Annotated in this window: 10 protein-coding genes and 3 pseudogenes; 4 read left to right on the top strand and 9 right to left on the bottom strand. The window is 70.8% G+C overall.

Annotated features, from left to right (window positions below; all coding sequences use genetic code 11):
• Nucleotides 1-35: 35 nt before the first annotated feature.
• A pseudogene (metE, locus tag ABCR94_RS15060) lies at nucleotides 36-2347 on the top strand (5-methyltetrahydropteroyltriglutamate--homocysteine S-methyltransferase).
• 269 nt (nucleotides 2348-2616) lie between these two features.
• On the opposite strand, the gene ABCR94_RS15055 reads toward metE, so the two are convergent.
• Both ABCR94_RS15055 and ABCR94_RS15050 read right to left on the bottom strand, forming a co-directional pair.
• Nucleotides 2617-3165: a nitrobindin family protein gene (locus tag ABCR94_RS15055; RefSeq protein ID WP_347119794.1), complete on the bottom strand. Its 549-nt coding sequence runs from the start codon at nucleotides 3163-3165 to the stop codon at nucleotides 2617-2619.
• A 485-nt stretch (nucleotides 3166-3650) separates the two neighbouring features.
• Nucleotides 3651-4412, bottom strand: a pseudogene (locus ABCR94_RS15050) (iron chelate uptake ABC transporter family permease subunit); the annotation flags it as partial.
• 188 nt (nucleotides 4413-4600) lie between these two features.
• Between ABCR94_RS15050 and ABCR94_RS15045 the strand changes: the two are divergent.
• From ABCR94_RS15045 to ABCR94_RS15035, 3 genes are all read left to right on the top strand, one after another.
• A complete protein-coding gene (locus ABCR94_RS15045) occupies nucleotides 4601-4816 on the top strand; it encodes a hypothetical protein (protein ID WP_347119793.1) in 216 nt (71 codons plus the stop codon).
• Between the two features lie 9 nt (nucleotides 4817-4825).
• On the top strand, nucleotides 4826-5446 hold the full coding sequence (locus ABCR94_RS15040; RefSeq protein ID WP_347119792.1) for an L-threonylcarbamoyladenylate synthase: 621 nt from the start codon (nucleotides 4826-4828) through the stop codon (nucleotides 5444-5446).
• 252 nt (nucleotides 5447-5698) lie between these two features.
• Nucleotides 5699-7036, top strand: a complete 1338-nt coding sequence (locus tag ABCR94_RS15035) for a S1 family peptidase (protein ID WP_347119791.1) — start codon at nucleotides 5699-5701, stop codon at nucleotides 7034-7036.
• 67 nt (nucleotides 7037-7103) lie between these two features.
• Here ABCR94_RS15035 and ABCR94_RS15030 read toward each other — a convergent pair whose 3' ends face one another.
• The 7 genes and pseudogenes from ABCR94_RS15030 to ABCR94_RS15000 all read right to left on the bottom strand — a co-directional run bounded on the left by ABCR94_RS15030 (nucleotide 7104) and on the right by ABCR94_RS15000 (nucleotide 20699).
• The gene (locus ABCR94_RS15030; RefSeq protein WP_347119790.1) at nucleotides 7104-8924 is read right to left on the bottom strand and encodes an urease accessory protein UreH domain-containing protein; all 1821 of its coding nucleotides are present in this window, start codon (nucleotides 8922-8924) and stop codon (nucleotides 7104-7106) included.
• Complete coding sequence (locus ABCR94_RS15025) at nucleotides 8921-10306, bottom strand: tetratricopeptide repeat protein (RefSeq protein ID WP_347119789.1); 1386 nt, start codon at nucleotides 10304-10306, stop codon at nucleotides 8921-8923. The genes ABCR94_RS15030 and ABCR94_RS15025 overlap by 4 nt, the downstream gene beginning before the upstream one ends.
• Nucleotides 10307-10410: 104 nt before the next feature.
• Nucleotides 10411-11955 carry a DUF4331 domain-containing protein gene (locus ABCR94_RS15020; protein ID WP_347119788.1) on the bottom strand — a complete coding sequence of 515 codons (1545 nt, stop codon included), beginning with the start codon at nucleotides 11953-11955 and terminating at the stop codon, nucleotides 10411-10413.
• A gap of 300 nt (nucleotides 11956-12255) precedes the next feature.
• Nucleotides 12256-13378 (bottom strand): annotated as a pseudogene (locus tag ABCR94_RS15015) (pyridoxal phosphate-dependent aminotransferase); the annotation flags it as partial.
• Between the two features lie 355 nt (nucleotides 13379-13733).
• Nucleotides 13734-15299, bottom strand: coding sequence for an MFS transporter (locus ABCR94_RS15010; protein ID WP_347119786.1), 1566 nt, complete (start codon nucleotides 15297-15299; stop codon nucleotides 13734-13736).
• Nucleotides 15300-15390: 91 nt separating this feature from the next.
• Nucleotides 15391-17937: a SpoIIE family protein phosphatase gene (locus ABCR94_RS15005; protein ID WP_347119785.1), complete on the bottom strand. Its 2547-nt coding sequence runs from the start codon at nucleotides 17935-17937 to the stop codon at nucleotides 15391-15393.
• Nucleotides 17938-17993: 56 nt separating this feature from the next.
• A complete protein-coding gene (locus ABCR94_RS15000; protein WP_347119784.1) occupies nucleotides 17994-20699 on the bottom strand; it encodes a SpoIIE family protein phosphatase in 2706 nt (901 codons plus the stop codon).
• Between the last annotated feature and the right edge of the window lie 159 nt (nucleotides 20700-20858).

The following is a 20858-nucleotide window of genomic DNA, read 5'->3' as shown; positions in this document are numbered from 1 at the left end:
GGATTTTCAGGAGTCATCTCGCGAAGGAGATTTCCGTGAACACCAAGCCCGCAGCCGCGGCAGCACGAGCCACCGTGTACGGCTACCCCCGCCAGGGCCAGAACCGCGAACTGAAGAAGGCCATCGAGGGCTACTGGAAGGGCCGCGTCACCGCGGACGCCCTGAAGGAGACCGCCGAGGGCCTGCGCCGTTCGAACTGGCAGCAGTTGGCAGACGCCGGCATCCACGAGGTGCCCACCGGCGACTTCTCCTACTACGACCACGTCCTGGACACCAGCGTCATGGTCGGCGCGATCCCCACCCGCCACCGCGCCGCCGTCAACACCGACGCGCTCGACGGCTACTTCGCCATGGCGCGCGGCAACCAGGACGTGGCTCCCCTTGAGATGACCAAGTGGTTCGACACCAACTACCACTACCTGGTGCCCGAGCTCGGCCCCGACACCGTCTTCGCGGCCGACTCCACCAAGCAGGTCGCCGAGCTGACGGAAGCCCTCTCGCTCGGCCACCCGGCGCGGCCCGTCCTCGTCGGCCCCGTCACCTACCTCCTGCTGGCCAAGCCCGCACCGGGCGTCGCCGCCGACTTCGAGCCGCTGACACTGCTCGACCGGCTGCTGCCCGTGTACGCGGAGGTCCTCGCCGATCTGCGGTCGGCCGGTGCCGACTGGGTACAGCTCGACGAGCCCGCCCTGGTCCAGGACCGCACCCCGGCCGAGCTGACCGCCGCCGCCCGCACCTACCGCGCCCTCGGCGCCCTCACCGACCGGCCCAAGATCCTCGTCGCCTCGTACTTCGACCGGCTCGGCGACGCCCTGCCGGTCCTGGCAAAAGCCCCGATCGAGGGCCTGGCGCTCGACTTCACCGACGCGGCAGCCGCCAACCTCGACGCGCTGGCCTCGGTGGGCGGACTCCCCGGCAAGCGGCTCATCGCCGGAGTGGTCAACGGCCGCAACATCTGGATCAACGACCTTGAGAAGTCCCTGTCCACCCTCGGCACGCTCCTCGGCCTCGCCGACCAGGTCGATGTGGCCGCCTCCTGCTCCCTCCTGCACGTTCCGGTCGACGCCTCGGCCGAACGCGACATCGACCCGCAGATCCTGCGCTGGCTCGCCTTCGCCCGGCAGAAGACCACGGAGATCGTCACCCTCGCCAAGGGACTGGCCCAGGGCACCGGCGTCATCACAGCGGAACTCGCCGCCAACCGGGCCGACCTCGCCTCCCGCGAGAACTCCCCGATCACCCGCAACCCGGCCGTACGAGCCCGCGCCGCCGCTGTCACCGACGCGGACGGCCGCCGCTCCCAGCCGTACGACGAGCGCACGGTGGCCCAGCGCGCCCACCTCAACCTGCCGCTGCTGCCCACCACCACCATCGGCTCGTTCCCGCAGACGACCGAACTGCGCACCGCCCGCGCCGATCTGCGCGCCGGCCGCATCAACACCGCCGCCTATGAGCAGCGCATCGAGAACGAGATCCGCGACGTACTCGCCTTCCAGGAGAAGGCCGGCATCGACGTCCTGGTGCACGGCGAGCCCGAACGCAACGACATGGTGCAGTACTTCGCCGAGCAGCTCACCGGCTACCTCGCCACCCAGCACGGCTGGGTCCAGTCCTACGGCACCCGCTATGTCCGCCCGCCGGTGCTCGCGGGCGACATCTCCCGGCCCCACCCGATGACGGTGCGCTGGACGTCGTACGCCAACTCCCTCACCGACCGCCCGGTCAAGGGCATGCTCACCGGCCCCGTCACCATGCTCGCCTGGTCCTTCGTGCGCGACGACCAGCCGCTCGGCGACACGGCCCGCCAGGTCGCGCTCGCCCTGCGCGACGAGGTCAACGACCTGGAAGCGGAGGGCACTTCGGTCATCCAGTCGACGAGCCCGCTCTGCGCGAGACCCTTCCGCTGCGCGCCGCCGACCACGCCGCGTACCTCGCCTGGGCCACCGAGTCCTTCCGCCTCACCACCAGCGGCGTACGCCCGGACACCCAGATCCACACCCACATGTGCTACGCCGAGTTCGGTGACATCGTCCAGGCCATCGACGACCTCGACGCCGACGTCATCAGTCTGGAGGCCGCCCGCTCCCACATGCAGGTCGCCCGCGAACTGGCCGCCCACGGCTACCCGCGCGAGGCCGGACCCGGCGTCTACGACATCCACTCCCCCCGCGTCCCGTCCGCCGAGGAGGCGGCCGCGCTCCTCCGGAAGGGACTCGAAGCCATCCCGGCCGAGCGTCTGTGGGTCAACCCCGACTGCGGCCTGAAGACCCGCGGCTGGCCCGAGACCCGTGCGTCGCTGGAGAACCTGGTCTCCGCGGCACGCACGGTTCGGGCGGAACTTCCGTAGCCCTGCGGTGAGTTGAGGTTATGGAGAGGGTCGAGAGAGGGTGTGGAAGCACCTGCCTCTCGGCCCTTTCCGCATGGGATCAGTTGCGGCGCTGTGGGGTGACGCGCCGATACGCGGCACGGGCATTCAGTACGCGGCCCGTCGCCGTACCGACGCAAGCGGCGGCGGGCAGCACGCCAATACTTTCCGACGGGCGAGTGAGCCTGCTGAACCGCTGCGACGCCCGCTGAACGGCCCGCTCGCCGGTGGCACGCATGCCTCGACGGGGCCTAACTTCCGCCCCCGCGACGAAGCTGCGCCGCGAGGTGGTGTTGCAGTGGCTGACCGACCGCCGCGAGGTCGTGGACGAAGTCGAGCGTGTCCCCGTCCGTCAGGGTGTAGCGGCGTCGGGTGGCGTCGACCTCCTTCGCGGTGGGAGCGAGAGCGACCTGATGGGTGGTGAGGTCGAGCGCGCCGTCGACCGCGCGGCCGATCGAGATCTCCGCGATACCGGTAGGCTGGGTGATCAATGCCTCGACGTATCCATCGGGTTGCAGCCGCCACCAGCCGCTCTCCCGGGCCGACGGCCGCAGCGGGGTGTCGGCGGCGTCGAGCAGCCAGGCGCGCGCCTCGTAGTGGAGGAAGGGCCGCCCGTCGTGGCTGAAGGTGACCTCCTGCGCGTACGTGAACTCCTCGGCGAGCGTCGGATACGTGCCGCGCCCCCGGCCGACCCAGGTACCCAGGAATCCGACCAGCGGCGTGAGCAGTGCGTGCGGCGCGGGTGCTTCGTCCGCCCGGAAGGCGTCGGGATACGGGTGTTTCTGGACGGGGTCGAACATGATGTGCGCTCCTGGATCGAGACTGCCGGTGCTGGGTGGCAGCCTAGGGCGTCGATCCACCGGCGCGGGGCAGCGGAGGGTGCGCCGACCGGCGACTCCGGAGACCGCGCCCCACGGCTCACATCGCGGCGGAAAACATGGGCCGGCGGGCCTGCCGCGGCTCGGGCGGCACCGCCGGGAGTTCCCCGGTCGGCGGCAACGGGTGCGGCGACGAGTGCGGCAACGGGCCTTCGGTCGATCCGGGGCAGTGCGCGCGTCCGGCGACCCCCGCAGGCACCCCCGGACAGGGAGAACCCGGAGACTCAAAGTAAGGTAAACCGGCGCTGCGACAGCTTCCACAACATCCTGTCCGCCACTGCCCGGCGGCCCTCCGCCGCTCGGGCGTGTGGTCGCCGGAGACGTGGGAGCGAACCGCCGAAGGGGTCCCGGCCTGAGTCGGGCCGGGACCCCTATGAATACCGATCACTCGTAGCCGGACGGTCGCGCTATCTCTCGGCCTTGGACCGCCAGAGCAGCCAGCCGAAGTAGGGGGCGCCGATCACGGCCGTGATGACTCCGACCGGGATCTGGGCGGGTGCGATGACCGTACGGCCGATCGTGTCGGCGACCACGACCAGCAGCGATCCCATCAGCGCGGCCACCGGGAGCACCCGTGTATGCCGCTGGCCCACCAGGGCGCGCGCCGCGTGCGGTGCCACGAGCCCGACGAAGCCGATGACGCCGACCGCCGCCACCGCGGCCGCGGTGAGCACGACGGCCATGGCGAGCAGTCCCAGACGCGTCGTACCGAGCCGGATCCCGAGCAATCGCGGTGTGTCGGCGTCCAGGCCGATGAGGTCGAGCTCGCGACGCTTCGCGGCGAGTATCGGCAGGATCACCGCCAGCGCGACGAGTACCGGGACGATCTCCGGGAACGAGCGCCCGTAGGTGGAACCCGAGAGCCAGATGAGCGCCTTCGTCTCGTTGAACGGATCGGTCAGCACGATGAGCAGGCTGATGAGCGCCGCCGCGCCCGCGGAGACGCCGATTCCGATCAGCACCAGCCGGTTCTGCTCCAGTCCGTGCCGTGCGGCCAGACCGAAGACCAGCGCGGCCGCGGTCGCGGCTCCGGCGAGCGCGGATCCGCCGACCGCCCAGAAACTCGCGAGCGGGACGACCGTCAGCGTGATGACGGCGCCGACGCCCGCTCCCCCGACGACTCCGAGGATGCCCGGCTCGGCGAGGGGGTTGCGTGAGACGGCCTGCACCCGGCCCCGCTACGGTCCCGTGACTGGAATCGAACCACCTGAACGAACCACCCGAGCCACCCGAACCACCCCTGTCACAGCGGCGGACGTCAGCCGATCCCGCCGGGCAACGGCACCTAGCGGCGAGCGGCGCTGTTTGAGAGTGCGACCCGCAGAAAGGCGGACAACTCCCGCCCATGGTGGGAGTCTTGAGGGAGGTTCCGGCCGGGAGAGTCGCGCCGGGCGGCCGCCGCCAAGCTGTGGCGGCGACCGCGGGCGCGAGGATGCGAGGCCCCCTCGCCGTGCCCCCCGGCGCCGCCGCGGGAGCGCGGATCGCCACCGGCTCCGCCCGCTACCCGCTCCGCGCCCCCAACGGCCGCCACCGGCCCCCGAGCCGCCTCAGCACGACCGCCCTGATCACCTAGACTCGGCGAATGGCGAAGTATTTCGACGTGCACCCCGAAAATCCCCAGCGACGCACCATCAGCAGTGTGGCCGACAGCATTCGGTCGGGCGCGCTCGTCGCGTACCCGACGGACTCCTGTTACGCACTCGGGTGCCAACTGGGCAGCCGTGACGGCATCAGCCGGATCCGGTCCATCCGGAACCTCGACGACCGTCACCACTTCACCCTCGTGTGCCAGAATTTCGCGCAGCTGGGTCAGTTCGTACACATCGACAACGATGTGTTCCGCGCGATCAAAGCAGCGACACCCGGCAGCTACACCTTCATCCTTCCCGCGACGAAGGAGGTGCCTCGCCAGCTGCTGCACCCGAAGAAGAAGACAGTCGGCGTCCGGATTCCCGATCATGTCGTCGCCCAGGCCCTGCTCGCCGACCTCGGTGAGCCGCTGCTCTCCAGCACCCTGCTCCTGCCCGACGAGGAAGAGCCCATGACCCAGGGCTGGGAGATCAAGGAGCGGCTCGACCACGTCGTGGACGTCGTGGTCGACGCGGGCGACTGCGGCACCGAGCCGACCACGGTCATCGACTTCTCCAACGGCGAGCTTGAGATCGTGCGCCGAGGGGCAGGCGACATCACGCGGTTCGAGTAGGCGCGCCAGGAGCGGCAGCCGCTGCCGCCACACCGCACCCGCAGACCCTCTGGGCCGGGCTCCTCGTCGTGCCGCGCACGATCGCGCGTCGAGACCCACCATCCGGGCTTCAACACCCCCGTTCGTTCCTGGTCCGGGCGCGGCGCCGGGAGTGAACAGGGCCACAGGGCCGCACGTATGGATGGAGGGCATCTCTTTCCGTGGGCCCCGCGCGCCAATGGCGCCGTGTCGAATCGACTGTGAGGGTGACGGATGAGGCACGCACGACGCAGCCTCCAGAGGATCGTGCGGCTGGCAGCTGTCGGCGGACTCCTCTGTGGCGGGCTGATGACGACGACCGCCATGGCGAGCGATCCGAGCGGCGAGCCATCCCCCGGGAGAGACACCAAAGGCACGGCTCGGCCCGCCGACCTGGGTGCGAGTCTCGTCGCACAGCTCGGCGCGTCCAGAACCGCGGGCAGTTGGATCGGCTCCGACGGGCGCCCGGTCGTCGCGGTGACCGACGCGGAGGCCGCCGCCGAGGTCGATCGGGCCGGCGCACGCGCCAAGGTCGTCCGCCACAGCATGGACCGGCTCCGCTCGGCCACCGACGCGCTGCGGGCCGCGCCCCGGGTGCCCGGCACCGCGTGGGCGATGGACTACGCGTCCAACGAGATCTCGGTGCGCGCCGACAGCACCGTGTCCGCCGGGGACTGGTCACGCATGTCCGGCCTCGCCGAGCGGATCGGCGGCTTCGTGGACATGCAACGGACCGCGGAGCCGTTCACCACCCGGCTCAGCGGCGGCGACGCGGTCTTCGCCCGCAGTGGGCGCTGTTCCGCCGGATTCAACGTCACCGACGGCCGGCGCAACTTCATCCTCACGGCCGGGCATTGCGGCGAGCTCGGCACCACCTGGTTCCGTGACACGCAGGGCACCGAACGGGTCGGCACCACAACGGCGGGCGAGTTCCCCGGCAGTGACTTCTCCCTCGTCGAGTACGAGAACCGCGACGCCTCCGAAGCACGGGGCGTGGTGGACATCGGTGACGGCCGGGCGGTACGGATCACCGCGGCGGCCGATCCCGTCGTGGGCCAGCAGGTCTTCCGCAGCGGCAGCACCACGGGGGTGCGCTCGGGCCGGGTGACCGCGCTCAACGCGACGGTGAACTACCCCGAGGGCACGGTGACCGGGCTGATCGAGACGACGATCTGCGCCGAGCAGGGGGACAGCGGCGGCCCGCTGTTCTCCCAAGGGCTCGCACTCGGCGTGACCTCGGGTGGCAACGGCGACTGCACCTCCGGTGGTCTCACCTACTTCCAACCGGCGACCACGGCCATCGCGGCCCTCGGGGTGCGCGTGACCGGCGCCACCACCGCCGCCGAAGTCGACCGTGGCGCGGCGCCCGCGCCGCCGGCGGCCGGAGGGGCCTCCGTACCGGATACGTCGCAAGGGCCGACCCTGACCGCCGGCATCCTCAGCAGCCGGACCCTCGCACCGGGGCTGCTGGTCATCGCCGCGAGTCTCCTCGTACTGATGGCCACCCACTGGATCCGGTCGGCGCACGACCGCAGGAGCTACCGCAGGTACTACTCCCGGAACTGGAGCTGAGCTCCACCGCCGGACACGGACGCGGGGCCCTCCTGAGGAGGGCCCCGCGTCCGTGTCCGGGTCCGGGTCAGCCCAGCGTCGCCGCGGCCCCTCTGAGCAGCAGTCCGCATCCCAGTACGAAGACCACGGCGGCCGTGCCGAACGGGGCCACCCGGTGTACCAGTGCGAAGAGTTGGCCCTGCGGACGCCGCGCGAGCCTGCGTGTGGTGCTCTCCCGCAGGCGCACCGCCGCGAACCCGGCTCCCGTGAGGGTGAGGGCCAGCCCGGCGCCGTAGGCCAGCACCAGCAGGAATCCGAACCAGGCCTGGCCGAGGGCCGCCGCGCCGACCAGGACCACTACGGCGGACGGGCTCGGGACCAGCCCGCCCGCGAAGCCGAGGAGGACGACGCCACGCAGTCCGGGGGCGGGCGGAACATGGCTGTGGTGGTGGGGATGGGGCGTTTGGTGCTGGGGCAGTTGGGGCCGGGACTGCGTCCGGGCCGCCGGCCGCTCGTGAAGGTGATCGCCCGCGTGGACGGGGGTGCGCGGGTGCGCCTGCGCGTGACCCTCCGCGTGGTGCTCGCCCGAGTGCGCGGCCACGAGGACGGGCACCCGTTCTTCGTCGTACGTGGCGCCGGGGCCTTCAGCGTGCGCTGGCTCGTGGGGATGGGTGTGCGGGTGGCTGTGGCTGTGCGCGCGACCGTGCTTGTGGCCGTCGTCGTGACCGTGACCGTGCCCGTGCGCGGAGCCATGCCCGTCGTCGTGGCCGTGACCGCCGTCGTGACCATGCCCGTGCGCGGCCCCGTGCCCGCCGTCGTGACTGTGGCTGTGACCGTGCACGGCATGGCGCCGCCGCCACGCCCTGCACAGCAGCATCGCCCCCGCGCCCGCCACCAAGGTGCCGCTCGCGATGCCCAGCCACGACACCACGGTGGGCGCCGCCGCCGAGCCCGCGGTGATCAGGGCGCCCAGGGCAAAGACGCCCAGCGTATGGGTGAGCGTCACCGAAGCCCCCAGGGCCAGTACGTCGCGCAGTGAGCTGCGGCCGCCCGCCGTGGCGGCGGCCGCCATCATGGTTTTGCCGTGTCCGGGGGCCAGGGCGTGCATGGCACCCAGCACCAGCGATACGCCGAGGGCGAGTGCCGCGAAGCCCACGGTCAGCTCGTGCCGGGCGACCAGCGCGGTCAGGGCCTGCGCCCAGCGGTCCGCGCCGCGCGGCAGCACGCCCGCCGTCGGTGAGCCGCCCCTCTCGTCCTCGCTCCCGGCGAGCGCCGGTCCGCCGGAGCGGGCGGTGAACCCCGCCGAGCGGAGTTCGGGCGGTGAGGAGAGCAGGTCCTGGGGATATGCCGTCAGCCGCCGGGAGACCGACTTCCCCGGTACGTCCGACGCCGACAGCGTCATCCGGTCGCCGCGCGCGGTGATCTCCCGCCACCCCGGTCCGGTCGCGGCACCCGCCGGGCGGTACGAGAGCCGGGTCTCTTCGTCACGCGGGAGCGGCGCCGTCAGCTCACAGGTGACACGCAGTGTCTGCAACCCGGCCTGCCCGGGAAGCGCCTGCGCCCTCGACTCGCCCACCGACAGGGGTACCGGCTTGCCACCCCCGACCTCGACCCGGGCGTTCCGAGCGGCCCCGTCGCAGCGGGTCCGGGCCCATGCCGACAGCTCGGCCGGCGCCAGCCGGTCGTCCCCGTCCGCATCGATACGCTTCCTCTGCTGCGCAGCCGGAATCTCCGCCAGATCTTCCACATGGTCCACATCCAGCTTCCCCGGAGCGACGACCAGGCCGTCGTACTGATTGACGGTGAAGTTGCCCAAGGGGTGCGCCTGCGCGGACTGGGCCGGGAGCAACGCGAGGGCCGCCCCGGCCGCGAGCGTGGCGACGGCCGAAGCGACGGTACGGCGGTTCATGACGTCCTCCGGATCCCGGACAGCGCGGACTTGGCTTCGCGGGCCCCGGTGGGTGAGAAGCCCGGGTTCAGCGCGAGTGCGGCGCCCAGGTTCCGGCGCGCGGCCCTGTCGTCGCCGAGGGCGCGCTCGATCATGCCCCGGTGGAAGAGGAACGAGGCGCTGCGAAAGCCGGGCGACGGCGCCGTCGCCTTCTTCGCATGGGTCAGCGCCTCGCGGTCCTTGCCGTTCGCGTGGAGCGCCCAGCCGAGCGCGTCCGCGGTGTGGACGCTTCTGCGACGGGACCATTCGGAGCGCGCCGATTTCAAAGCCTGGGCGGCGTCGCCGTGGTCCGCCTCGACGAGAGCGGACTCCAGGTCGGTCGCGACGCCGTTGGCACGGGCCAACCGGGTCCAGGTGCTGATGAGTTCGTACTGTTCCGCGGCCTCTTCACGCTGCCCGCCGGCCTCGCGCAGTTCGCCGAGTGCGGCGAGCTGGCCGGGCAGCGGGTAGCGTCGTACGACCTCTTCGAGATCACTGAGCGCGCGTTTGGTCCCGCCTTGCGCGGCATACGTACGCCCGCGGCCTTCCAGCGCCGGCACGTACTGCGGATCGGCGCGCAGGGCCTTTCCGAAATGGTCCAGCGCTCGCTCGTACTGGCCCTGATTCCAAGCCAGTTGGCCGAGCGAGGTGGCGACATAAGCCACGTCGGCGGGGCTGAGCGCGGAGTCCAGCGCACGCAGCAGCACCCGTCGGGCCCCCAACACGTCGCCGCGCAGCTCCAGTACATAGGCGTACCGCGTGGAGACCGGGATGCCGGGGCGCCGCCGGTCGGCGAGCCGTACCGCGCGCAACGCCTCTTCGTAGCGGCCGAGTTCGACCAGGGCGTCGACGCGGCTGGACAACGCGCGCTCGCTGTACGGGTTCACTCGCAGCGCCCGGTCGGCATGGCCGAGCGCCGCCCTGAAGTCGTGCCGGGCCGCGGCCAGTGCCGCACGCCCGGCGAGCGCCGCGTCGTTCTTGTCGACGGGCCGCAGCTTCAGCGAGCGCCCGAACGCCTTCTCCGCCTGCGGGTAGCGCGTCGGGTCACCGCTGGTCCGCGCCTGCTCGACGTACGCCGCACCCAGCGTCGCCCACCCCGTGGCGTCCTTGGGCTGCGCCCTGAGGTGCTTCTGCAGGGTGGTGATGCCGTGTGTGAGGTCCCCCGATGCCAGCTGCCCGCCGGCCATGTCCGCCGCGACGACGGGCGCGGCCGAACCGGACGGATCCGGGTCGCGGTCCGCCCCGATGACCACGGACGTCGCGGTGAGCGCCGCAGCCACCGCCACGACCGCGACGGTCCGCCACTGCCCCGGCCCGCCGCCTCCTTCACGCCGTCGCACGAACTGCGGCTTCCGTACGAGCATCGATTCTCGCCTTCCTCGGGGATCGTGCCGGTGGCCTGCCCGGCCGGGGTTCGGGGGCTCACATCGCCGGCCGTCGGCAGCTGCCGACGGCCGGCGATCGGTGGTCAGCCGAGCCAGGAGCTGCGGGCCGGGTGGCGGCGGGAGCGCAGCCAGGTCACGCCGAGGACGACCAGCAGCACGCCGGCGGCACCGGACGCCGCCGAGACGAGCATCACCGTGTTGTCGTCCCACGAGGCAGTGATCGAGGACATGCCGCCCGTCAGCCCCGTGGCGGACTTGGTGGCCTTGCCTGCCGCCTCCGTGTCGGAGCCCGCGGTGGGCAGGGCGACGTACGGGAAGGCCTTGCCGAACTCCTTGTCGTTGGCGTCGACCGCGTCGCCCAAGTCGTTCTTCGAGCCGACGAGTTCGCCCTCGACGACCTGCAGGGCGATGTCCAGTACGTCGTCCGTCAGCCGACGCCCGTTCGGGAAGCCCGCGTTGTCGCCGTCGAGTACGCCGAGGCGCTTCGGCTTGGCGACCGGCTTGATCCCGGTGTTGAGGCGCAGCATTTCCGATGCCTTGACGTTCGGCGGCTGGTTGAGGTCCTTGACGCCCGTCAGGAACACCCCGACGAGGTCGTCGCGCGGCTCCGCGGGGGCCTTGATCTTGTAGATGCCCTCGACGAGCTTGGGCAGTTCGGGTTCGGTGACGTTCTTCAGGAAGTCCCCGTCGTTCTCGGGCGAGGACGCGTTGAACTTGTCCTTGTCCTTGACCGGGTTGACGACCTCGTTGACCAGCGGCATGCCGAGCCGCGACACCCGGGTCCAGTCGCCCTCGGCGTTCTCGCGCTCCGTCGTCGAGTAGATGCCGACGACCGGCTGCTCCTTCGACTCCTGGATGTAGGTGTTCGGCACCTGGAGGGCGATGGTGTTGACGTTGTAGCCCTTGGTGGTGTCGTTGCCGACCTCCGAGAGGTCACCGCCGTACAGCAGGTCGAAGACGCGCAGGTCGACGAAGAACGGGTCGTCGGCCTGACCGGCGAAGGCCTTGAGTCCGCCGGGGACCTTCTGTACCGCCTGGTCGCGCAGCGCCTGGTAGTCGGGCATGGATGCCTTGCCGACGTTCGACGGGGCGACCGGCAGGTTCTCGGCCACTTTGTGCTCCGAGACAACCTTGTTGTGTTCCAGCCGCAGCAGTTCGATGTCGTAAGTCTGGGTGAAGTTGAGGTCCGGATCGTCGAGGGCCTCCACCGCACCCGTGTTGTAGAGGAAGGTGTTCTCGTTCTTGCGGTGGTCCTTGAACGTGAACCGGTACAGCAGGTCGTCCTGTGCGTCACCGTCGCTGTCGATGTGTATGTCGTAGCGCGCGTCGGTGGCGAAGGTGTAGAAGTTCGGGCCGCCCGCCGGTTCCTGGAACGGCAGCCAGTTCGCCACCACCGTTGTCGTGTCGGGGTGGTCGGGGCTGACGAACGCGTAGACGTCCGTGTTGTCAAACTGGGGCTGCCCCGAGATCAGTGGTGCTTCCCGGTGGCTGGAGGCGGTGGCACTCTGCGGCTCCAGCACGGCCACACCGGCGGCTGCGAGCCCAGCGGCGGCCAGCGCACCACAGGCGAGCAGTGCGACGCTCCCGCGCCCTCGCCCGGTCCGCCCAGTTCTGGTGATTGCGGTCATCTCGTCCGTCCTTGGTCCGTCGTGCCATCGGTTCCGGCTTGCTTGTACGTCAAGTACGTGCGCGGCAGCCGTCTTACTCGGTCTTTCGGAAACTTGGCCGCGCCAACCTGCTCGCGGAGGGTCAGACCCGGCCGACCAGGCGGTCGACCGCCGCGGTCCCCGAGGTGTAGCCGAGCCCCATCGCCCCGGGCAGCGCGGCGCTCGGGTACTGGCCCTGCGGCCGCACCGGGGCGAGGCCGCCGGCGGACGCCGCCCGCTGCCAGTTGGGGGTGGGCGTCACTGTCGGCGCGTACGCCTGCGCGGGCGGCCCGTACAGCACCTGCTCCAGCGCCGACTGGAGCAGGTCCACATCCTGCTGGGGCCGCACCACGAGCCGGAGGAACTGACTGGAGCTGCCGACCTTGTTGGCGCAGTCGCGCACCAGCACGCCGTGCTCGGTGAGCAGCCGGTCGCGCAGGACCGCACCGTCCGCGCCGTCCGGCAGCCGTACAAACACAAAGTTGCCCTGGGAGGGATAAACGGTCAGGCCCGGCAGGGTGGAGAGGCGCCAGGTCATCGCCGCCCGGTCGCGGCGTGCGGCGAGGAGGCTGTCGGTGTACTCCTGGCGGTGTTCCTTGAGCATGAACACCACTGTTTCCGCGAAGGAGTTGAGATTCCATTTGGGCAGTGCGGCGCGTACTTTCCCGGCGAGACTCGGGTTCGACACCAGGTATCCGAAGCGCACTCCGTGCAGTCCGAAGTTCTTGCCGAGACTGCGCAGCACGATCACATTGGTCCGCAGTACCGCTTCGGCGGCGACGCTCGGTGCGGGTTCGGCGTCGGCGAATTCCAGGAAGGACTCGTCGACGATCACCAGATCGAGGTCGGCGAGTGCGTCGAGCAGCCCGATGACCTGTTGTTTCGGCAGAAATCCGCCGTCGGGGTTGTTGGGGTTGCAGATGACCGCCACGCGGGAGCCACGGGTGCGGATGAACCGTACGAACGCCTCCGGATCGAGGCCGAAGCCGTGGTCCTCTCTCAGCAGGAACATGTCGACGCGCTTGCCGGTCTCCATGGGCTGGTCGGTCCACCGGCCGAAGGTGGGGACGGGTATGGCCAGTGACTCGTGGACGAGCAAATGGTCGATCCACGTGATGAGTTCCGTGGAGCCGTTTCCCATGGCGACGGTCTGTGGATTGAGACCGAGCACCTGGCACAGCTCGGCGGTGATGGTGTCCGCGCCGCTCGGGTAGTACGTCAGTATCTCGCGTATGCGGCTGCCGAGTTCGGCGAACATCGCGGGGGTGGGGAAGTACGGGTTGCAGGGAATGCAGAAGTCGGTGATTTGGCCGGCCTCGCCCGCCCCCGCCCGGTTCAAGGTGAAGTACGAGGGACTGTGCGCGGTGGACGCGCGGAAGAGTGCGGTGACATTGCTGCCGGCCATGAACATGCCTCCCCTGCCTGCGAGGCCCGTACATGTCCGCAGGGGCCGCCCAGGTATACGGGTGACAGTGGGGCGGTGTTCATCGCTCGGGGCGTGTGGGGCGGCGGTCGTGCGCGCAATACCTTGACAACCATATTGGTCTGGACCATCTTGAGCGCACCGTTCCCCCACGCCTCGGAGGCAACTGACCGGCTTCCCGGTCGCCGGAGACCAGAGCAAGGTCTTCCCGGCGCTGCGTCCCGAACAGGTCGCGATCGGGCCGCCGCCCTCCGAGTCCCGACCGGCGATGAGCGGGGTTCGCATCAGTGTGGTCATCGACTACTTCATCGCGCAGCCCCTGGGCATCGCGAAGGCCTCAGGAGCCCGTCCCCGCCCCTTGAGCAGGGGCCTCGTGCGCCCCGCCCCCCTGGAGACGCTCCAGGTCGGCGGGGCGCACCTGGATGACCAGCAGGGCGACCAGCGCGGCGACGACGGCGAAGATGGCGGCGACCACGAACGCGCTGGACACACCCGACGCCAGTACCTGATCGCCCCAGTGCGCCGGGAGCTGCCCGGTCCTGCGGAACTCAAGCAGCTGGGCCGGGCTCGCGTCCGCCATGAAGCGGGGGACCTGATCGGCCGCCTCGTTGCGGCTGGCCGTACCGAAGACCGTGACCAGGATGGACAGGCCGAGCGAACCACCCACCTGCTGGGTGGCGTTGAGGATCCCGGAGGCCGCTCCCGAGTCACTCAGCGAGACACCCGACACGGCCATCAGCGTCAGGGACACGAACTGCATGCCCATGCCGAAGCCGAAGACCAGCATCGGTCCGAGGATGCTTCCCAGGTAAGAGCTGTCAACATCGGTCAGCGTCAACCAGCCGAGTCCCACGGCTGCCAGGACCGCGCCCGCCACCATGAAGGGCTTCGGGCCCCACTTGGGCAGCAGCTGTGAGGCGACCCCCGCTCCCAGGGCGATGATCACGCTCACCGGGAGGAAGGCGAGACCGGCCCCCAACGGGCTGAAATTCAGGATGTTCTGCACGAAGAGCGTCAGGAAGAAGAACATCCCGAACATCGCCGCGGCCAGACTCAGCATCATCGCGTAGACACCGGCGCGGTTGCGGTCGCGGAACATCCACAACGGGGTGATGGGCTGCTTCGACCGGCTCTCGACCGCGATGAACACGCCGAGAAGCACCACGGCCGCCGCGAATGCCGCGACCGTCACGCTGTCGCTCCAGCCGTCCTCCGAGGCGCGGATGAAGCCGTACACGAGCAGCACCATGCCCAGGGTGGACGTGAGCGCGCCGACGATGTCGAAGTGCCCCGAGCGGCGTTCGGACTCCCGGATGTACCGGGGGGTCACCACCGCGATCAGCAGTCCGATGGGCACATTGACGAAGAGGATCCAGCGCCAGTCGAGCCATTCCACGAGCAGTCCGCCCGCGAGCAGACCGATCGCGCTGCCGCCGGCCGACACGGCGGCGAACACCCCGAACGCCCTGTTGCGCTCGGGTCCTTCGGGGAAGGTCGTGGTGATCAGCGCGAGGGCGGTGGGGGAAGCGATGGCGCCGCCGACGCCCTGCAGCGAACGCGCGGCGAGCAACTGCCACGATTCCTGCGAGAGGCCGCCGAGCAGCGAGGCGAAGACGAAGAGCAGGACACCGAAGATGAAGACCCGGCGACGGCCGAGGATGTCGCCCAGGCGCCCGCCGAGCAGCAGCAGACCGCCGAAGGTCAGGGTGTAGGCGTTGATCACCCAGGACAGGTTCTCGGTGGAGAAGCCGAGCGAGGTCTGGATGTGCGGGAGGGCGATGTTCACGATGGTGATGTCGAGGACCACCATCAGCTGACACGAAGCGATGACGAGAAGCGCGATTCCGCTGCCTCGCCGTCGCGTATCGGCGCTCGTCGAAGGGGTCGGATGAGATCCCGTCATGGGGTGCTCTCGTCTCCAGTCGGCCGTGAACGTGATCGTTCACTCCATCGACGCTAAACCCGGCCGTGCGGCCCCGCCAATCGATCAACGACTACGAGCGCGGCTCTACGGCGCCGGGGGAAAGCCCGTCCGTCCAGCGGGCGGCGAGCAGGAGCGCGATGTCGTCGGGGCGGTCGTCGGCCCGCTTCGCATCCCCGATCACCCGGTCCGCGATGTCGGCCAGCGGCGCCGGGCCCACCGAGGCGATCGTGCCGCGCAGCCGCTCGATGCCCAGATCGATGTCGACTCCGGCCTGCTCGACCAGTCCGTCGGTGAACAGGGCCAGCATCGCACCGGGGGCGAGGCGCAGTTCGGTGACCGGGTAGGACGCTGTGGCATCCACCCCGAGCACGATGCCGCCGGGCAGATCGAGCACCTCGACCGTGCCGTCGGGGTGGCGCAGTACGGGCTGCGGATGCCCGGCCCGCACGGCCTGCGCGATTCCCGTCGCGGGGTCGAGGACGATGTAGCAGCAGCTGGCGAACTGGCCGGGGTCGAGATCGATGAGCAGCCGGTTGGTGCCGCTCATCACCTCTTGCGGGTCGTGCCCGCTCAGGGCGAAAGCACGTACGGCGCTGCGCAGTTGACCCATGGTCGCGGCGGCCGGGACACCGTGCCCCTGGACGTCCCCGATGACCAGAGCCAGTCCCCGGCCGGTTTCAACAACGTCGTACCAGTCGCCGCCGACATCCATGCCCTGGGTGCCCGAGAGGTAGCGTCCGAGGGTGTCGACACCCTTGACCACGGGCAGCCGGTGCGGCAGCAGGGCGTCCTGAAGGCCGCGGGCCAGGGCGGCCTCGGTGTCGTAGCGCTGGGCCCGCTGGAGGGCCTGCGCGATGAGTCCGGCGAGGGCCGTGAGGACCGTGCGCTCCTCGGGGCTGAAGCCGCGCGGCTGGTCGAAGCCGAGGATGCACGTGCCGACGGGCCGTCCGGAGGCGATCAGCGGGAGGAAGGCCCGGGCGCCGACATCGGCGTCGATGGGAATGCCGGGGTACGCGGCGGCCAGGCGTTCCATGGACTCGAAGAAGATGGGGCGGCCCGAGGTGAGTGCCTCGACGCCGGGGATACGGGCGTCGAGGCCGACGCCGTCGAAGCCGTCCAGGAAGCCCTGCGGGAAGCCGGTCTCCCACGCCAGGTAGAGGTGTCGCTCGCTCAGCAGGTAGATCGCCAGCTGCCGGCCCCCGAAGGCGGGCAGCAGTTCCTCGGTGACCACGGCGGACACCTGGCGGGCGGTGACGGCCTCCGTCAGCGCGATGGCCAGGGCGACCGGCCGGTACAGCGCAGCGGACCGGTCGGCCGAGGAGCCCAGTCCCACGCCCGGGGTGACGACCGACCCCGGTGTGTAGGCGGGCCGGTCGGTGGCGGCGAGCGTGATCGTCACCCCGTCGTGGCCCGGGTACATGGACACCGACAGCCATTCCTTGGGGGTGCGGCGGGCGAGGAAGTGCACGGGCGCGTCGGAGAGCAGAGCGGCACGGTGGTGGTCCTCGTAGGCGGGGTGCCCGAACCACGGCAGGACCTCCCACAGGACCCGGCCGACGAGCTCCTCACGTACGCGGCCCAGTAGACGCTCCGCCAGGTGGTTGACGTAGGTGATCCGGCCGAGCCGGTCCAGCGAGAAAATGCCGCGCGGGAGCCGGTCGGCCGCCTCCACGACGATCGGCCCGGCGCCCAGGTCCACCAGGAAACCGGTCAGGTGGCTCGCCGCCCGGCCGCCGGAGTCGTCACCGGGCGAGTGGGCCCAGCGGCCCGTGAGTTCGAGCAGGTGGGACCGGCCGTCGGGGCCGCGCAGCCGCATCCTACGCACGACCGGCACCTGCGACCCCACTGCCGCCCTGGCCAGGGCCCACAGTCCGTACACGTCCTCCGGCGCCAGTCGCTCCGCCAGGGCGTCGATGGTGCCCGGGAAATCCGCGGGCCCGATGCCGAGGATCGCGTGCAGCTCTTCGTCCGCGGTGACGGCGCCGCTGTCGAGGTCCCAGTCGAAGTGGCCGATCCGTACCGGCATGGCGGTGACGGTCGGCAGCTGCACGGGCAGCGGGTCATCGTCCCATTCGGCCGGTGTACCGTCCGATCCCAGCTCCGCGAGGGCGGTGCCGAGCCGCTGGGCGATGTGCTGGAGCCGGTAGCGGTCGGGCGGGGCGACCGGCTCCCCGGGAGTGGCCGGGCGCAGCACGACCAGGACCCCCACCCGGTCGTTGCCGCTGACGATCGGCACATACATCGACCCGAAGGGGAACGGCAGGCCGGCCATCAGCTGCGGGAATCGGCGCATGGCCTCCTCGGCGTCGGCGAGGTTCACCGGGCGGCCCGAGCGGTAGGCCTCGGCCACCGGGAAAGGCCGGTTCACATGCATACGCCACCAGGGGCGGAACAGCCGGCCCGGCAGCCCTGCGAGCACCGCAAGACGCAGCAGGCCCGGTGTCCGGGAGCGCAGATAGATACCGCCGGCGTACCCTCCGGCGGATTCGGTCGCGCTCACCACGGCCTGCGCGAGCACCAGGGACAGTTCGTCCGGTACCCGTCCGCCGTCCGCTGCACCGGCCGCGGCCCCGGGCTCGCCGAGGGGGGTGGGCCGGGTCGCGCCGTGCCAGGTCACACCCTCAGGATGCTCACGGGCGGCGCACCGCGCGACTCAGCGGCGCCGGGCCGGCGTCATGAAGCGGGCGGGCTGTCCCGCTGCGGGGCGGCCGGCAGTGTCTGTTCCGTCCAGATGACCTTGCCGTCATTGGTGTAGCGCGTACCCCACCGGGCGGCGAACTGAGCGACGAGGAACAGCCCGCGGCCCCCCTCGTCCATGGTGGCCGCCTGGCGCAGATGCGGCGAGGTGCTGCTGTGGTCGGAGACCTCGCAGGTCAGCGAGCGGTCATGGATCAGCCGTACGCGGATGGGTCCGGTGGCGTAACGGATGGCGTTGGTGACGAGTTCGCTGAGGATCAGCTCCGTGGTGAATGCCTCGTCCGACAGACCCCACTCGGCCAGCTTGCGGGACACGTCGGCCCTTACCCGGGACACCGCCGCCGGCTCGGACGGCACGTCCCAGTCGGCCAAATCCGCGGCGGCCAGCCTGCGGGTGCGGCCGACGAGCAGCGCGATGTCGTCACGGGCGGGCTCGGGCACAAGAGCGCCGAGGACCGCCTCGCAGGTCTCCTCGGGTGCCCGCTCGGCGTGGTCGGCGAGGGTGCGGCGCAGCAGAGTCAGCCCCTCCCCGATGTCGCGGCGGGGGCCCTCGACGAGCCCGTCCGTGTAGAGCACCAGACGGCTGCCCTCGGCCAACTGCACCTGCAGGGTCTCGAAGGGCAGGCCGCCGAGCCCCAGCGGCGGGCCGCCGGGCACATCGGCGAATATCACGGTGCCGTCCGGGTGGACGATCACCGGCTGGGGGTGGCCTGCCCGTGCCATGGTGCAGCGCCCGGACGCCGGATCGTAGATCGCGTAGAGGCAAGTGGCCCCGGTGACTCCCGCTCCGGCGCTGTCGACCGCCTCGTCCTGGTCGATCCGGGCGACCAGCTCGTCGAGGTGCCAGAGGAGTTCGTCGGGCGGCAGGTCCAGGGTGGAGAAATTGTGGACCGCGGTGCGCAGCCGCCCCATGGTGGCGGCGGCGTGCAGCCCGTGCCCCACCACGTCGCCGACCACGAGCGCGACGCGGGCACCTGGCAGCGGGATGATGTCGAACCAGTCCCCGCCGACCCCGCCGAGCCCGCCGCGTCCGGCGTGCGCGGGCAGGTACCGGTAGGCGACGTCGATGGCGTTCTGCTCGGGAAGTACGCGGGGCAGCAGGCTGCGCTGGAGCGTCACCGCCATGGTGTGTTCCCGGGTGTAGCGGCGGGCGTTGTCGATGCTGACCGCCGCGCGGGAGACCAGTTCCTCGGCGAGGGACAGGTCCTCGTCCTCGAACGGCTCGGGCTTCGCCGAGCGCCACAGCATCGCCACGCCCAGGATCACGCCGCGGGCCCGCAGCGGAACCGCGATCATCGAGTGGATTCCGTACTCGACGAGCTGCCGGGCCCGTTCGGGGTGCTGCTGCTGCCAGCCGGAGAAGGTCACCAGATCCGCTTCGAGGACCGCCTCGCCCTTGAGCAGGCCGGATCCCATGGGGGTGGTCGACACAAAGCGGATCATCGAGTCGAGCGGGTAGAGGCCCGTGTCCTTCGGGGTGCCGCTGAAGGCCGTGCGCCGCATCTCGACGCCTGCGGTCATGACCGTCGGTTCCTCGCCGCGCAGCACGCTCTCCACCACGTCGACGGTGGCGAAGTCGGCGAAACGGGCGGCGGCGAATTCGGCGAGCTCCTCGCAGGTGCGCACCACGTCGAGGGTGGTGCCGATCTCGGTCCCGGCGTCGTACAGCAGCTTCAGGCGCCCCCTCGTCAGGTCGACGGTGCCGGTGAGCGCCTGGAGCTCGGTGGTGTCGCGCAGGGTCGTGACGCTGCCGGCCGGTCCGCCGCTCTGGTCCGTCGAGCGCTGGTTGAGGGCGAGCAGGCGGTCGCCGACGGGATGCACTTCGTCGGTCGCGATCCTCCCCGAGACCAGCAGTGCGGTGATGACCGGATCGAGCCCCAGATCGGTGACCGCCCGCCCTTCGACGTCGGCAGGCAGGCCGAGGAGCCGGCGTGCCTCGTCGTTGGCGAGCAGCAGCCGGCCGTCACCGCCGACGATGAGTACCCCCTCCCGCACGGCATGCAGGACGGCGTCGTGGTGCTCGTACATCCGGGTCATCTCGGTGGGGCCGAGACCGCGGGTCTGGCGGCGCAGCCTTCTGCTCACCAGCGCCGTGCCGCCCATGGTGAGGAGCAGGATCGCCCCGGCCGAGCCGAACAGCAGCGGGAACTGGTCCTCGACCACGCCGCTCACGCGCTCGATGGTGATCCCGGCGGACACCAGACCCACGACGGTGCCGTCCCGGCCGACGACGGGCACCACGGCCTGCACGAGGGGGCCGATAGTCCCGGTGATCTTCTCGGTGACGACGCCGCCGGCCAGCGCGCGCTTCAGCTCGCCGACGAACTTCTTTCCGATCCGGTCGGTCAGCGGGTGGGTGTAGCGGATTCCGTCCGGGTTCAGTACGACGATGAAGTCGACCTCGGAGCGTTTACGGGCCTCTTCGGCCCGGGGCTGGAGCACCTTCGTCGGGTCGGGGCTCTCCAGGGCTTCCTCGATGCCGGGTGCGTTCGCAAACGTCTCGGCCACGGCGACCGACCGGTTGCGGGCCTCTCTTTCGCTGTCGGCCCGCGACTGCAGCACGAGCGCGGCCATGGCGGCGGCGACGAGCAGCACCACGATCGCCAACTGCAGGAGGAAGACCTGGCCTGCGAGGGTTCTCATCCTCAGAACCGAGCGCGGGCGGCCGTTAAGTGCGGCCATGCCCTCTTCTTACACCCTCCGCATACGCCCGGCGAACCGTGTGGCACGCGTTGCGTTGCGGATGGGAGGGACAGGGAGGGTTTGTCCCCATGGGAGCCGCAGCGCATGCAACCGCATCGCAACCTTGCGGGGAGTCAGCTGGGTCACCACATCGTTTTT

Source organism: Streptomyces changchenzhani (assembly GCF_039766235.1).
In the GTDB taxonomy this organism is placed as follows: domain Bacteria; phylum Actinomycetota; class Actinomycetes; order Streptomycetales; family Streptomycetaceae; genus Streptomyces.
Note: the sequence above shows the minus strand (reverse complement) of the source record. Positions and strands in the feature narration are given on the sequence as shown.